Source organism: Flagellimonas alvinocaridis (genome assembly GCF_965248585.1).
GTDB classification, from domain to species: domain Bacteria; phylum Bacteroidota; class Bacteroidia; order Flavobacteriales; family Flavobacteriaceae; genus Flagellimonas; species Flagellimonas alvinocaridis.
Window position 1 is genome coordinate 297,974 of the sequence record NZ_OZ252111.1, and the last position, 13,277, is coordinate 311,250.

The 13,277-nt window shown below is 42.8% G+C and carries 16 protein-coding genes; 6 read left to right on the plus strand and 10 right to left on the minus strand.

Annotated elements, in window-relative coordinates:
* The first annotated feature begins 71 nt into the window (after window positions 1-71).
* Genes ACP14V_RS01320 through ACP14V_RS01330 form a run of 3 tightly spaced genes read left to right on the plus strand, consistent with a single transcriptional unit; the run spans window position 72 to window position 1,964 of the window.
* Complete coding sequence (locus ACP14V_RS01320) at window positions 72-554, plus strand: ankyrin repeat domain-containing protein (protein ID WP_272609269.1); 483 nt, start codon at window positions 72-74, stop codon at window positions 552-554.
* Window position 555: 1 nt separating this feature from the next.
* Window positions 556-1,179 (plus strand): NUDIX hydrolase, encoded by a 624-nt coding sequence (locus tag ACP14V_RS01325; protein ID WP_272609270.1) that lies wholly within the window; start codon window positions 556-558, stop codon window positions 1,177-1,179.
* Between the two features lie 11 nt (window positions 1,180-1,190).
* Window positions 1,191-1,964, plus strand: a complete 774-nt coding sequence (locus ACP14V_RS01330) for an amidohydrolase (RefSeq protein ID WP_272609271.1) — start codon at window positions 1,191-1,193, stop codon at window positions 1,962-1,964.
* On the opposite strand, the gene ACP14V_RS01335 is transcribed toward ACP14V_RS01330, so the two are convergent.
* Window positions 1,951-3,582 carry an Ig-like domain-containing protein gene (locus tag ACP14V_RS01335; protein WP_313791638.1) on the minus strand — a complete coding sequence of 544 codons (1,632 nt, stop codon included), beginning with the start codon at window positions 3,580-3,582 and terminating at the stop codon, window positions 1,951-1,953. The two genes, ACP14V_RS01330 and ACP14V_RS01335, sit on opposite strands and share 14 nt — an antisense overlap.
* Window positions 3,583-3,640: 58 nt before the next feature.
* Complete coding sequence (locus ACP14V_RS01340) at window positions 3,641-4,216, minus strand: ComF family protein (RefSeq protein WP_272609273.1); 576 nt, start codon at window positions 4,214-4,216, stop codon at window positions 3,641-3,643.
* 162 nt (window positions 4,217-4,378) lie between these two features.
* On the opposite strand from ACP14V_RS01340, the gene ACP14V_RS01345 reads away from it, so the two are divergent.
* Window positions 4,379-5,275: a hypothetical protein gene (locus tag ACP14V_RS01345; protein ID WP_136565268.1), complete on the plus strand. Its 897-nt coding sequence runs from the start codon at window positions 4,379-4,381 to the stop codon at window positions 5,273-5,275.
* 36 nt (window positions 5,276-5,311) lie between these two features.
* Window positions 5,312-6,856: a glycine--tRNA ligase gene (locus ACP14V_RS01350; RefSeq protein ID WP_424987699.1), complete on the plus strand. Its 1,545-nt coding sequence runs from the start codon at window positions 5,312-5,314 to the stop codon at window positions 6,854-6,856.
* 3 nt (window positions 6,857-6,859) lie between these two features.
* Here the strand turns inward: ACP14V_RS01350 and ACP14V_RS01355 are convergent, their stop codons facing one another.
* From ACP14V_RS01355 to ACP14V_RS01365, 3 genes are all read right to left on the minus strand, one after another.
* Window positions 6,860-7,372, minus strand: a complete 513-nt coding sequence (locus ACP14V_RS01355; RefSeq protein ID WP_136565270.1) for a DUF3124 domain-containing protein — start codon at window positions 7,370-7,372, stop codon at window positions 6,860-6,862.
* A gap of 76 nt (window positions 7,373-7,448) precedes the next feature.
* The gene (locus tag ACP14V_RS01360) at window positions 7,449-8,102 is read right to left on the minus strand and encodes a hypothetical protein (protein WP_272609275.1); all 654 of its coding nucleotides are present in this window, start codon (window positions 8,100-8,102) and stop codon (window positions 7,449-7,451) included.
* 34 nt (window positions 8,103-8,136) lie between these two features.
* Window positions 8,137-8,604 (minus strand): DinB family protein, encoded by a 468-nt coding sequence (locus ACP14V_RS01365; protein WP_272609276.1) that lies wholly within the window; start codon window positions 8,602-8,604, stop codon window positions 8,137-8,139.
* Between the two features lie 119 nt (window positions 8,605-8,723).
* Here ACP14V_RS01365 and ACP14V_RS01370 point away from each other — a divergent pair, with 119 nt between their 5' ends.
* Entirely contained in the window at window positions 8,724-8,924 is a 201-nt protein-coding gene (locus ACP14V_RS01370) for a hypothetical protein (protein WP_272609277.1), read from the plus strand.
* A 31-nt stretch (window positions 8,925-8,955) separates the two neighbouring features.
* Here ACP14V_RS01370 and ACP14V_RS01375 read toward each other — a convergent pair whose 3' ends face one another.
* From ACP14V_RS01375 to ACP14V_RS01395, 5 genes are all read right to left on the minus strand, one after another.
* Window positions 8,956-9,741, minus strand: a complete 786-nt coding sequence (locus ACP14V_RS01375; protein ID WP_272609278.1) for an FkbM family methyltransferase — start codon at window positions 9,739-9,741, stop codon at window positions 8,956-8,958.
* Window positions 9,742-9,891: 150 nt separating this feature from the next.
* The gene (locus ACP14V_RS01380; protein ID WP_272609279.1) at window positions 9,892-10,425 is read right to left on the minus strand and encodes a hypothetical protein; all 534 of its coding nucleotides are present in this window, start codon (window positions 10,423-10,425) and stop codon (window positions 9,892-9,894) included.
* Between the two features lie 45 nt (window positions 10,426-10,470).
* On the minus strand, window positions 10,471-11,046 hold the full coding sequence (locus ACP14V_RS01385) for a hypothetical protein (RefSeq protein ID WP_272609280.1): 576 nt from the start codon (window positions 11,044-11,046) through the stop codon (window positions 10,471-10,473).
* Between the two features lie 26 nt (window positions 11,047-11,072).
* Window positions 11,073-12,014, minus strand: a complete 942-nt coding sequence (locus tag ACP14V_RS01390) for a polysaccharide deacetylase family protein (RefSeq protein ID WP_272609281.1) — start codon at window positions 12,012-12,014, stop codon at window positions 11,073-11,075.
* Window positions 12,015-12,024: 10 nt separating this feature from the next.
* Complete coding sequence (locus tag ACP14V_RS01395) at window positions 12,025-13,074, minus strand: Gfo/Idh/MocA family protein (RefSeq protein WP_272609282.1); 1,050 nt, start codon at window positions 13,072-13,074, stop codon at window positions 12,025-12,027.
* Between the last annotated feature and the right edge of the window lie 203 nt (window positions 13,075-13,277).

The following is a 13,277-nucleotide window of genomic DNA, read 5'->3' on the forward strand; positions in this document are numbered from 1 at the left end:
AGGAAAATTAATTGCCAAAGCTGCCATGACCCTCACGGTTGTGGCAGTTTTTTTATAAATTTCATTCACGTATGGATCAAGTGGAATCTTTTTTTAATCACATCAGAAGTGGCGATGCCAAAGCAGTTGCACAGCTTCTTGCCTCCAATCCCAAATTGTTGGAAGTAAAGGACCAAAGAGGCTCTACCCCATTATTGCTCGCCACCTATTATGGTCACGGGGATTTGGCCCAACTTCTCTTGGAAAAAGGAGCTCAGGTAGATGCCAAGGACGGCTCAGGAAATACAGCCTTGATGGGGGTATGTTTCAAAGGATATGTGGATATTGCCAAGCAATTGATCAATGCTGGGGCCAATGTCAACCAAAAAAATGCCATGGGTGCCACCTGCCTTATTTATGCCGTTACCTTTAACAGGCCGGAAATAGCAGAGCTACTTGTGGAGCACGGCGCTGATATTACTGTGAAAGATGCCAGAGGAAATACGGCCTTGGATCATGCCAAAGAGCAAGGGATTCAATCTTTGGTTGAGCTATTTCAAAAACAAAGGGATTAAAATGAATATCAAAGAGCAGCTCAATCTGGTTAAGCGGATAAAGGCAATTTCGGAAACGGGATTGATATATGCCCAAGATCCCTATGATCAAGAGAGGTATGAAGAATTAAAGGCCATAAGCCTACAATTGATGGGTCAGTTGGGAAATGTGCCCATGAAAGCCTTGGAGGATTTTTTTATGCCCCAAGAAGATTACCCGACCCCCAAAGTGGATGTGCGTGCTTTTGTGCTAAATGAAAGGGATGAAATTTTGATGGCTCGGGAGAGTATTGATGGGAAATGGACCATTCCCGGAGGTTGGGCGGATATTGGAAGTACACCATCAGAAACGGCAATAAAGGAAGTAAAAGAGGAAACCGGGATTGAGGTTGAGGCAATAAGCCTACTGGCCGTTTATGACAAGCGGGAACACCCACACCCGCCGGCTCCCCTTTATGTGTACAAACTGATTTTTCTCTGCCAAATGACAGGAGGAGAACTCCAAGCGGGGTTTGACATGCTGGACGCTGGCTTTTTTCCTTTGGATAATCTTCCAGAACTTTCAGAAGAACGGATTTTGGAAGAGCAGATACACGCAATGTTTAAAAATGCAAAGTCCGCGGAATCCAAAGTGTATTTTGACTAAAAACAGACCTAATGCCACAACATCTTAACATTGCATTGATCCAATCCCATTTGTATTGGGAGGCACCACAAGAGAACCGAACTATGCTCGAGGAAAAAATCAATACCATTTCCAACGAGGTGGATGTAATTGTGCTGCCAGAGATGTTTACTTCTGGATTTACCATGAATCCAAAGCATTTGGATGCTTCGGAAGGCATCAAAACAGTGGAGTGGATGCAAAGTCAGGCAAAAAAGAAGGATGCGGCAATAGTGGGCAGTATGGTATTTCAAGAAGACGACAAGTTTTTCAATCGGTTGTGGTTTGTCCAACCTGATGGAGGTCTTTCAACCTATGATAAAAGACACACTTTTACCCTTGCGGGAGAGGATAAGGTCTATACCTCAGGTGTAGAAAAAATACTTATCGATTTTCGAGGTTTTAGAATATGCCCATTAATTTGCTACGATCTTCGGTTTCCGGTATGGGCCCGTAATGCCGAAAATTATGATGTTTTGATCTATGTGGCCAATTGGCCGAAACCTCGAATTGAAGCATGGGACACACTGCTAAAAGCCAGAGCCATAGAGAATATGGCCTACACTATTGGGGTGAACAGGATTGGACATGATAATCTCGGGCACGAATACCCAGGACATTCTGCGGTTTATGATACGTTGGGAAACCCTATTGCATATTCAGAAAAAGAGGAAATCATTTATACTACTTTGGATAAAGCGCATATACAATCCACAAGGGAAAAGCTTAAATTTTTAGCGGACAGGGATGACTTTACTCTGAAATAATAAAATTCTGCTCCAATTCCCAATTGGCCCTAACCTCAATCACATCGGGGTAATAGCTGATACGTTCGGGTTGGAGTTTCTTAAGATAACTGCCGGTGTCCCATTTCCCGTTCCCATTGTCATCAAAAATAACACGAACCACATAATTGCCAGGCTCTAGGTTGCTGAACTCAAATATTTTGGATTCAGGAGCAATAATTTCACGTTGCAGTTCACCCTTCTCATTGGTTAATTGCAGTATCAGCGGGTATTTAACAGCGCCTCCAAGAGTCATCCTAAGGTTGCCATAATCAGCATAGCCACTGGTTGAAATGACATAGTCCAGAGAATCGTTCTGTATTCCAAAGAAATCAGAAACTGCCCCGGGAAGTAGAGAAAAACGGTATCGTTGGTTGGGTTCAATGTCAAAATCAAAATCGATTTTGTTCTCCACAGTATCCAAAACATAACTGTAGGGAGCCAACAGGGAATCGCTTACCACCAGCCCAATTTTTGAGGTATCCACGGCAACAATGGGCGTGTTTGCCAGTAAGCTGAACGTATCTTCAAAATTAAATTTCCCCCTAACACCAGAAGATAGAGTAAGGGAATCCAAGGCCAATTTTCTGGTTTTTACGGAAAAGGTGTCTATCAACTCCAGTTTGGTATTGGCAATGGTAAAAATGATGGAATCTATATCGGTTGGGGTAATCCAATAGTTTAAGGTATCCTTTTCACGATCTTTCAGTATTTTGGTTTGTACTGAATCTGGCAATTGGGTCAACGTTTCGATTTGGATATCCTCCCCATCTCCTTGATAGCCAAAAATAATGCGGTTTTTGGCCACATAACTGGGCACGGAAACGCTATAGTCAGGTTCCTCCAAGAACAAGTTAAGCAAGTAGGTGGAATCTGTTGGGATGGTTATGGTATCTTCCAAAAACCCAATTTTGTCCTGTTTTTGGTTAAATAGATGGTTTTTATTTACATCTTTTAGGGCGACGAGGGCATATTTCCCTGCCCTAAGGTTATTCAATTGAAAAAGAGGCAGGCTATCCCCGGTACTGGCAATATAATTGGGGGGATTTCTGTAAATGGTGGAATCTGTATAGGTGCTGTCCATTTCGTAAAGCATAACGCTGATGAACTGATCCGCTTTTTTGTTGAAAGCGTCCTTTACGGCCCCAGAGAGTGTTAAAGAATCTATATAGGTCCCGGTAGAGAACACATAGGTAAGAAAACTGTTGGGGTTTCCTTCATTATTATCTACAATGCTCTGCCCAAAATTGAAGGTGTACGTGGTATTTTCACGTAAGGTGTCCTTTATGATGACCTCAATGTATTTACGGGGACCGCCTTGCGGGGTAATTTCTGGGGCGTTTTTTAAAGGAGGGGAAACCACAAGCTGGTTTTGCACATCCTCAAGCTTTATAAGTTCATCAAAATAAAGTCGAAATTTTTCGGCTTTGAAATTAATGGTAAAATTTTCTGGTTCCATGCGTACGAGCTTTGGTGGGGCAACATCTTTGGGTCCGCCTGTAGGTGTGCCCCTTCTGGCACATTGCCATAATGCGAGGCCCATGAGGACAAAAAATAACAAACCCAACAATTTTCTTACGTATACCATGCAAAAAACCATGTGGGACAAAGAAACAACTAATTTAAAAATTGACGGTAGGCATTAATAAAATTTAACCCTAAGGGACCACTGCTATACTTAGTACGGAAATATCATTGGGCTTTGTTTTTAGTAGTACTTTGGCACATGATTCTATGGTGGCACCTGTGGTTATCACATCATCAACGAGTAATACGTGACCCAAGCCCATTTTGACCAAAGGATTTATTTCAAAAGCCTCTTTGGAGTTTTCCCAGCGCAACTGTCTATCTTTCTTCGTCTGGGTTTTTGTGTTTAAGGTTTTAAGAAGTACATCATCCCTATATTCGGCACCAACGGCCTCGGCAATTTTTTGTGCAAAGAGTGCCACTTGGTTATAACCTCTTTTTTTTAGTTTCTTGGGATGGAGAGGAACTGGGATAACAACATCAATTTTACCTAGACCCATTTCTTTTCTTAATTGGACACCATACCAATCACCAAAAAAACCTCCTATTTCCTCTTGATTTTTGTATTTTAAGGAGTGTAAAAGATTTTTTACAATTCCGTTTTTGGAGAAAAAAACGAAGGAGGCTGACTTTTTTATGGCAATTCGACCATAAAAAATACGGTCCACCGTGTTTTCTTCCAAGAAGTTATGATCGGTGAGTGGCATCTCATGTCGACAAACGGCACACAAAATGCTTTCTCCTCTGAATAATTGGGCATTACATCCAAAACATACCCTTGGCAATAGTATGTTGTTAATCTCGTTTATTATCTTAGCCAACCTTTTTGGTATCAAATCTTATTACGCGTTAGAGTAGTCTGTCAACCCATGAACCCCCAAGATAATAATTTCAACTACAAGATCATCTTTGCTGCGCTAGTTGCGGTCATTGTAGGTATTCTTATTGCTTTCTACTATAGTTACGCCCAATCTAGGAACCAAATGTCGTTCTTGGAGCAGGAAAAATCACTTTTGGTGAAGGACCTTACTCTGATGAAGGCCGAAGTGGACAGACTTTCGGGACTTAACGAAGTGAACGATATTGAACTTCAAACTTCAAGGTTCAGGGTGCAGCAACTCTTGGATTCTGTGGGAAGGTTGAATTTCAGCATTACCAAACTCAAGGAAACCCGAAAAGAGCTTCGTAAATTGGAAGTCAGGTTTGACAGCCTTAAACTAAAAAACAACTTTCTTAGGTATAACAACAGCCTTTTGGCCAGTAGATACGAAGAAACCCGAAAGCAGTTGGAAGATTTAAGGGGAAGGGCCAGCTCCATGGAGCAAACAGAATCGCTTCTCAGGGAAACCAACAGGGAGCTTACCAGGGAATTGCGTATTAAAAGCTATTTAAAATTGCAGGATGCCGAGGGTAGTGGGTTCCGATTGCGAGCCGGAAGACCCATAAAGACCAACAAGGCCTCCACTATTGAAAAATTACGGGGATGTGTTACCATTTTGAGCGACCCCAACGAACGTGGCGATGTAAAAGTGGTATACCTACAGTTTTTGGATCCCAATATGGCCGTGATAGAAGACAATGCCAATACCATATCGGTCAGTGGTAACATCTACAGCAAAAAAGTGGAGATTGTTTATACGGGCAAGGAAATCAGTATTTGTGATGCCATTACCGTACCCGAAGGCTCCTTGGCCGAAGGAATTTACACCCTGAATGTTTTTGAGGATGAAAGATTGCTCGCTTCCACAGAATTTCAGTTGAAATAACACACTTCTTTTTGGGTAAAATTCTATTTTTGCCCAATGGCAAATCAGGAAGACATTTTTAAGAAGGTTATCTCCCACGCAAAGGAATACGGCTATGTATTTCAATCCAGTGAGATATATGACGGACTCAGTGCTGTTTATGATTATGGACAGAACGGAGCAGAGTTGAAGAAAAACATTCGCGAATATTGGTGGAAAGCCATGGTGCAGCTCAATGAGAACATTGTGGGCATAGATGCCGCCATATTTATGCATCCTACCACATGGAAGGCTTCCGGCCACGTGGATGCCTTTAACGACCCGTTGATCGATAACAAGGATTCCAAAAAAAGATATCGGGCCGATGTTTTGATCGAAGATCATGTCGCCAAGATAGAAGCCAAAATAGACAAGGAAGTCACCAAAGCCGCCAAACGTTTTGGGGATAGTTTTGACAAGGAGCAGTTCTTGTCCACCAACCAACGTGTAGTGGATTATCAGGCCAAGGCCGATGAAATCCTAAAACGAATGGCAAAATCCTTGGAAAACGAGGATTTGGCCGATGTCAAGGCTCTTATTGAGGAATTGGAAATTGCTTGTCCATTATCAGGATCTAAAAACTGGACAGATGTTAAGCAGTTTAACCTCATGTTCGGGACTAAGTTGGGTGCTTCCGCCGATAGTGCCATGGACCTATACCTTCGTCCCGAAACCGCACAAGGGATTTTTGTCAATTTCTTGAACGTTCAGAAAACGGGGAGGATGAAGATTCCGTTTGGGATTGCCCAAACGGGTAAAGCCTTCCGTAACGAGATCGTGGCCCGCCAGTTCATTTTCCGTATGCGGGAGTTTGAACAGATGGAAATGCAATACTTCATTAAGCCGGGAACCCAAAAGGAATGGTACGAGGCTTGGAAAGAAAAACGAATGAAGTGGCACCTTTCCTTGGGAATGGGAGCCGATAACTACCGTTTCCATGACCATGAAAAATTGGCCCACTATGCCGATGCGGCTGCTGATATCGAATTCAAGTTCCCATTCGGGTTCAAGGAGTTGGAAGGAATCCACTCCAGAACCGATTTTGATTTGGGCAACCACGAAAAATATTCAGGAAAGAAACTACAATATTTCGACCCGGAAGAGAACAAGAGTTATGTGCCCTATGTGCTGGAAACCTCTATCGGCTTGGACCGTATGTTCTTGGCCGTATTCTCCAACTCACTGCAGGAGGAAGAGCTTGAAAATGGCTCTACCAGAACCGTTTTGAAGATTCCAGCGGTATTGGCTCCCAATAAAGTGGCTGTTTTGCCATTGCTCAAACGGGATGGACTACCCGAGGTAGCCCAAAAATTGGTCGATGACCTAAAGTGGGACTTCAACGTGGACTATGATGAAAAAGATGCCGTAGGTCGTCGTTACCGTCGCCAGGATGCTGCGGGGACACCGTTCTGTGTCACTGTGGACCATCAAACTTTGGAAGACGAAACCGTGACCATTCGCCATAGGGACACTATGGAACAGAAGCGGGTAAAACTTTCCGAAGTGAAAGACATCATTTCCAAAGAAGTTGATATGCGCTATTGGTTGCAGAAAATCCAGTAATCTTTATTCAACCCGGATACCTTTGGTGGTAAAGGAAAGGCCCTGTTGCCCAGATGTAGAAATCATTACGCCCTCAAAATAGGGTTCATGGGATGTGGGTTTTATGCTCCAGTGGAATAAAAAGTTGGCGCCGGTACCCCCGGATTGGTCCTTCTCGTCTATAACGATTTCCACGGTCTCCATGGGTTTTATAAAAATGGGCTTATCAAAATAAGTCCTTATGGAATTTCCATGGGTATCAAAATACTCTGCTTTTCGGATGAAAATGGAATCCTTCAAGTTGGTGTTACGCATGCTGATGGTTCCCGTAAGGTTATGGGTTCGGTGTTCCGTTTCGCTGTAAATCTGCGAGTAGACCGAAAGATAACTACTACCGTTTGCCAAAGAATCTTTTGGAGATAGTACCACAGTACGGTTGTTCCAATTTATTGGATTTACGGAGCTGACTTCCTTCTGTGCCTTTTTGTCACAGGAAAAAATCAACAGGGTTAAAAAAAATAAGGCAAGGTTCCTCATAAGAGATGTGTGTGTTGACCAAGATACATATTTACCCAGCCATTTTCAGTGTTCCCAAGAAATTGTAAAGTCCGCATTAGGGTGCACTTTCCAGAAACTGTACCATTTGGGCCACTTGCTCAGGGTTGTCGAACTCCAGATCATGCTTCTTTAAGTATGTTTTGGTTTCATCTTTTTTGGCGCTGTACAATTTTTTCAGCTGGTTCAGGTTTTTGGCCTTTTCCAGTTTCCCGTCCTTTTTTAACCAATAGGTAATGTGGGTCTTGATCTTATAGTCTGAGGGTAATTCCAAGTCATAGACCCTACCTCCCAACTCCAGCCAAGTGTAGGATTCATTGGATGAGGTCTGGGAAGTCTGTCCAAATGCCGTAGGCTTGCCGGGGTTTTGGACAGTACATTGGTATTCCGCATAAAGTTCTACGGAAGATTTGTGCAACAATTCATAAAATGTGCCGTCCATTCTAAAAAACTTGCGGTTCTTGATGTAAACGGTGTCTATTCTTTCCAACTGGGCATCAACAATGGCTTTTTTGCCCTCACCGTCTTGAAAGACCATCTCTTCCGAAAGCGAATTGTAATTGAGCAATGCTTTGTTCTGTTCCCCGTTCTTCATGAGCACGGTGCCCGGAGCAAACTCAGGAAGCACATAATGGGATAGTTTAAACGTCTTGGTCTGGGCAGACAATGCTACTGAAAAACACAAGAAGAAGGCGAATAGAGCAGGTTTCATGTTGAGCGTAATTTTTTGATTGTAAGATACTAAGTTAGGCAAAAATCAACTTCTTAAGGAAGGAAATCTGACCAAGATGGTAATAGCAATGTTCAATAACCCCTTCTAAATTTCGGAGGTAGGTACCATATTTTTCGTCAACAAAAGGCATGTCCAGTTTGTGGTCCGGTAGTTTGGAGACTTCAAGAACAAATGCTTCGGAGTTCGTCAAAAACTCATCTACCAGATTGTCCCAATCTTCTTTTGAACAAATTGGGGGCAAATCAAAGCTGTATCGGTCACGGATTTCCAACTCCCCACCACGGAACACGTTCAAGATTCCAGCCAAATAATAGTTTACATGATAGGTAAGGGCTGCAACAGTGTTCAGTGACCCCACCTTTTTTATGGCCTGCTCCCAAGTAATATCCTCCAGTTGATGTTTGTAGTTGGTGTTGGCAATCCAACGTCCGTTTAAAAGAACTTCCTGTAACCGATTTGCCAGAGATTCAGTGCGTGTCATGCTTTGCAGATTGAAAGTGCATTTTAATCAAAACCCTCACTGAAAAATTTTTCAAGGGTCATGTCAAAAGCTACTAATTCGTAGTAATATATTCGAAATATAGAGATTATCTTGTTTTCATGAACCAAATACAAATGGCCCAGCTCAATGCATGGATCACGGACACCTACGGCAGCCCGGCGATCTTGGCCCACTATCTGGACCTGGCCGTGGAAATGTTGTTTTATCTGGAAAAGGATTCGTTTGAACAAATAGAGCTACAGAACGTAGTCACCGCATTAAAGGGAGTTGAACGGGTAATGCGCAAAGTTCCTGGCTAGTGTGGCAAGCCTTTGCCATGGTCGCGGGAGGTCATTTTTCCCAAATTTGAAAGTGCCCATCCCTAACCACCAGTTTAAAATTGAGCTCACTTAAGAGGTCCTCACATTCTTTGGCTTCCTGTTCTGTCAAGATTCCGGCAAACGGATGAACCTCCAAAAAAATAGTTTTAAAGCTGGATAGGCTCTCCTTAAAATCCTTAAAAAGATTCAGTTCGCCTCCTTCAATATCCATGATCAACGTATCAAAGTCCAACTTGTATCTTTCCTTCAATTCATCTATGGTCCATCCCCTAACGCTAACTTTTTTGGGTGTTTTCCTTACCGTGCTACCGCCAACAATCAGTTTATGGATATAGAAGGTGTTTTCCTTGTCATGGGAAACAATGGCATTTTCCAGAGAAAAACCGCAATGGTTGGTTTGCTTGTTTTTTTTGATCCATTGGATAAGGTTCGGATTTGCCTCCAAGGCAACATGGGCGTTTTTGTTTAGCAATATTGAGTTGATCATGCACGAAGTGTACCCTAGGCAGGAACCCAATTCCAAAACTTTGGCATGGGGGGACAAATGTTTTTTTAGGTGTTTGGTCTCTTCCACCTCATAAAGATTCAAGGGAAACCTGCCCCGGAATTTCAAATCCGTTAAATGAAAGGGTACGTGGAGCGTTATGCCATCCTTTTTGTAGGTCTTTAAAAAGAGGGTAAAATAGATTCCGGCAAGTTGCAGTTTGATTACGTAAAGGGCCTTGGCTATTTTTTTGGGCAGCAAAACAAGCCAGCTTACAAACGGTGTTCCCATACGATGCTCTGCTGTGTTCATGAAGGCGCTTTTTTGAGTAAAATAGAGGAGGGGCATCATCTATCTCGCTTAAATATAGCAGTTAAGCACGACTTATGGCAAGGCTGTCCGAAGTTTTTGCTGTTGAATAAATGTGATTATAGTGATGTTGTTTTGTTTGGAGGGGAGAAATCAACCCTTATCCAATTTGGCTTTTGGAGTGAATAGTTTTGCAATCCATTCATAGTTCAACAACATTAGGATTCCTATCAGGATATTCAATCCAGAGATGGCCCACCAGTTGTAATCCAAATGTTGGTCCAACATGGCACCTTCAATCTCTCCCAAACCATATGCAGAAACCTGTTTTTTGAAGGCCAAATAGCAATAGTCTAAAAATTGGGCCAAATTATTGGTGATCAAAAGAAGCCCGATCAGGATTACAGCAAATTTGAAAAGACTTTTTGCGTTTAAATCCTTGGTTTCAATTTTTTCATGGTCAAAACCCTTGGTTAGGCGAAAGAGATTTATTGTTCGGTCTGTTTGGAACAAGAGGATATAAACAATGACTCCGGTTACAATGAAATAAACGAAGTTCATTGCAAAGTGAAAGGAGAAAAACCCACCGGAATAGGATAGGTTGGGAATCAATGTAAAAAGTGCGTTGATAAAACAATATGTTCCAAATGCTTTTATGATGAGCCTGAAAAAGTCCTTGGTTGTCATTTGTTAGATGTTTTTAGTTAGCTTTAATAAATGCCTAGACGGTTTTTATTCGATTTCTGAAAACAGGTTTTCAATTTCACTCTTCCAAAAGTCCGATTCGATAAAAATGTTTGGATTTATGGATTGAAGTTTGTTTTTAAGTTCCTCAAGATGATTTTTTGTGAATTTGGAGTCCATAAACCCGTCTTCCCCAAATTCTAGTTGTATTTGGGCAACAAACCTCTTGAATTCCAATAGGCATAAAGCTAGTTCAATTACATTTTTATTTATGTCCTGAATAGGTTCAAAACCTAGCTCATGATCTAGCAAGACTATTTTATCATTTGCGGAACAGTCCATACAGATCGGATTTCCAGAACTATCCGAACCAAAAATCCAATAGTTTTCTGCTCCTTTGACGACATCCATCCCAGAATAATATTCTGCTATGTTATATAGCGCACCGTCATAACGCTCTAAACCAAAATCTAGAAATGGTGCAGCCGAATAGGGAAATCCACCAGCTAGAAACTCGGTTGTCAATTTTGTTAGTGGAGCTTTCTGAAACTGTTCAGGATTAAATTCAGTCCATCTATCAAAATCATCGGGATTCCATTGTTTTTTAAATTCAATTGTATCCATTTTTATTTAATAAGGTATTGTGTTTACTAATTACTACTCTGCTCTTTCCGAATAGCCTCAAACAATTCCTGTATCTGTGTGGTAGAGGGTTCCTGTTTCATCCAAGGGACCCGTTCTTCTTGGGAAGGCATCCAACGGTACAGCCACGAAACACCCCATTTTTTATAATATTCGTCCTTTTGGGCATACACGGTATCTTGAAGGGCCTCGCCAAGACCAACCATGGTATATCCCCTTTTCTTTAGGGCTGCCACCAGTTTGGGAAGGTAGTCCGCGTTCAACGGGTTGTCGTGGCAGAGGTAAATTTGCTGTATGGGACGTTGGTACTTCGTTTGGGCCATCCGTTCAAAAAAATCAAAATAGGCCAGTGTGGTGGCCAGGTAGGCTTCGCCAATCTCCTTTGCCTTGGCAAAATTCTTTTGGTCCAGATAATGCTCGTATACACTGCTGAACATCCAATCCGAACTTTCCACGGTATGTGGGGTAAGCACATAGCCCTTATCCTTTAAATACTGCCTTACCTGCACATGTTGAAGGGAATCTTGTCCAATATCGTTAAAGGGAAACCGAAAGTAATCCAACGATTTGTTGTTCTTTTTGGCCAGCTCACGGGTTATGGCCTCTCCTTTTACAATTTCGTCCGCAAAGGCTTCGATGCCCATTTCGGAATACCTTGGATGGCTGAACGAGTGGTTGCCCAAGGTGATGTAGTCCCGTTGCGCCCATTGCCGCAAAAGTTCAAAGTTTTTGGTGATGGAATCTGTTCTGTATAGGAGCCCCTCGTTGATAAAAATGGCTATGGGAATTTCAAGGGAATCCAAACGGGTCATCAGTTTAGAGGAATATCCATCCTTTTGGTAAAGGCGGGTGTTGGGGACATCATCTATGGTAATGGCCACCTTTTTTTGGGCGTTACCCATCTGGATGACGGCGCAACTTACAATGAAAAGGAGATGTTTCAGTATCATTAAAAATGGGTTAGTGCTTTAAATGAATGGTTTTTCCCTTTTTGGCACTTTGGCGGGCGGCATCCAAGATTTCCATGACCACCATGTTGTTCTCCAATGCCGTAAGATCGGAGGGCTGCAAGCTTATCTTGCCCCTCACCACAGCAGCAAGCATAGAAAAGGGGTCGTTGTAAGGGGAAGGACGTTCCTCCAAAGTAAATGGCTCCTCTTGGTAGCCATCGTAACCCTCGGCCATACGAATGCGGAGGTCATTTCGGTTATCGGCATAAATGGCTCCAGTAAGGCCGTAGAGTTCCATGTCTTTTCGGCCAATGGGCCAGTTCCACGAAGGCTCCAAAATGGCTTGGCAGTCATCATACGTAAGGATGATGGTGGCATCATCGTCCACCTTGGGGTTGTTCCCCGGCTGAAACTGTTGGGTCACGGCCGTAACCGTATTGGGCTTTGCTCCTTTTTTGAGCCACGTCATAAGATTGGCTCCATAACAACCAAAATCCGTGATGGCACCTCCACCATTCAGGATGGGGTCCTGCAACCAATCCAAAAACTCTTTGTTGACGCCTATTTTTACGGGGCCGCGGTGGCCATCGCGTACGATTACTTTTCGCAGATCGCCGATTTTTCCCTCTTCCAAAAGTTCTTTGGCCCTATGGTTGGTGGGGTACCAAGTGGTCTCGTAATTGGTAAGCAGATGTATATTGTGCTTTTGGGCCAAGGCTTTCATTTTTTGGGCATGTTCCAAGCTTACGGCCAAGGGTTTTTCCACCATCACATGGATGCCTTTGGGCGCACAGGTCTCTACCACACTCAGATGGTCAAAAATGGTCCCAAATGCGGTCACGGCCTCTGGTTGGGTAGCCGCAATCATTTCTTCCAGGGAGTTATAGACCAAATCCATGGAAAAGCCATGTTGGTCCGCATAGCGTTGGGCGAGTTCCCGATTGGGTTCGGCAATGCCCACAAGTTCAATATCTCCCAAATCCTCACGGCCCAAAATCCAATGTACATGAGTGTGGGTGAGTCCGGCAACACCAACTTTTAGGGGTTTTTCTTGGGCCAAGCAAGGCGTAGAGTTCAAAGCAAGACATAATAATACGAGAAATCCTGTACGTAACATACGGCAGTAAAAAAGGGTTTGGCCTTAAAAATAAGAACTAATCCGCTAGCTTTTCCAATAAAGTGGCCGTATTGATTACTTCACGCAATCTTCATCATATTAAATTGTCAAATGAGTTGACAATGGAAAAACCATATATTTTTTAA

Bases quoted from the DNA above. Each gene is read 5' to 3' on its own strand.
- ACP14V_RS01365 (WP_272609276.1), bottom strand. From the start codon at position 8,604: ATGACACGCACTGAATCTCTGGCAAATCGGTTACAGGAAGTTCTTTTA.
- ACP14V_RS01390 (WP_272609281.1), bottom strand. From the start codon at position 12,014: ATGATACTGAAACATCTCCTTTTCATTGTAAGTTGCGCCGTCATCCAG.
- ACP14V_RS01355 (WP_136565270.1), bottom strand. From the start codon at position 7,372: ATGAGGAACCTTGCCTTATTTTTTTTAACCCTGTTGATTTTTTCCTGT.
- ACP14V_RS01345 (WP_136565268.1), top strand. From the start codon at position 4,379: ATGAACCCCCAAGATAATAATTTCAACTACAAGATCATCTTTGCTGCG.
- ACP14V_RS01360 (WP_272609275.1), bottom strand. From the start codon at position 8,102: ATGAAACCTGCTCTATTCGCCTTCTTCTTGTGTTTTTCAGTAGCATTG.
- ACP14V_RS01335 (WP_313791638.1), bottom strand. From the start codon at position 3,582: ATGGTTTTTTGCATGGTATACGTAAGAAAATTGTTGGGTTTGTTATTT.
- ACP14V_RS01380 (WP_272609279.1), bottom strand. From the start codon at position 10,425: ATGACAACCAAGGACTTTTTCAGGCTCATCATAAAAGCATTTGGAACA.
- ACP14V_RS01350 (WP_424987699.1), top strand. From the start codon at position 5,312: ATGGCAAATCAGGAAGACATTTTTAAGAAGGTTATCTCCCACGCAAAG.
- ACP14V_RS01385 (WP_272609280.1), bottom strand. From the start codon at position 11,046: ATGGATACAATTGAATTTAAAAAACAATGGAATCCCGATGATTTTGAT.
- ACP14V_RS01370 (WP_272609277.1), top strand. From the start codon at position 8,724: ATGAACCAAATACAAATGGCCCAGCTCAATGCATGGATCACGGACACC.
- ACP14V_RS01330 (WP_272609271.1), top strand. From the start codon at position 1,191: ATGCCACAACATCTTAACATTGCATTGATCCAATCCCATTTGTATTGG.
- ACP14V_RS01320 (WP_272609269.1), top strand. From the start codon at position 72: ATGGATCAAGTGGAATCTTTTTTTAATCACATCAGAAGTGGCGATGCC.
- ACP14V_RS01340 (WP_272609273.1), bottom strand. From the start codon at position 4,216: ATGCCACTCACCGATCATAACTTCTTGGAAGAAAACACGGTGGACCGT.
- ACP14V_RS01325 (WP_272609270.1), top strand. From the start codon at position 556: ATGAATATCAAAGAGCAGCTCAATCTGGTTAAGCGGATAAAGGCAATT.
- ACP14V_RS01375 (WP_272609278.1), bottom strand. From the start codon at position 9,741: ATGAACACAGCAGAGCATCGTATGGGAACACCGTTTGTAAGCTGGCTT.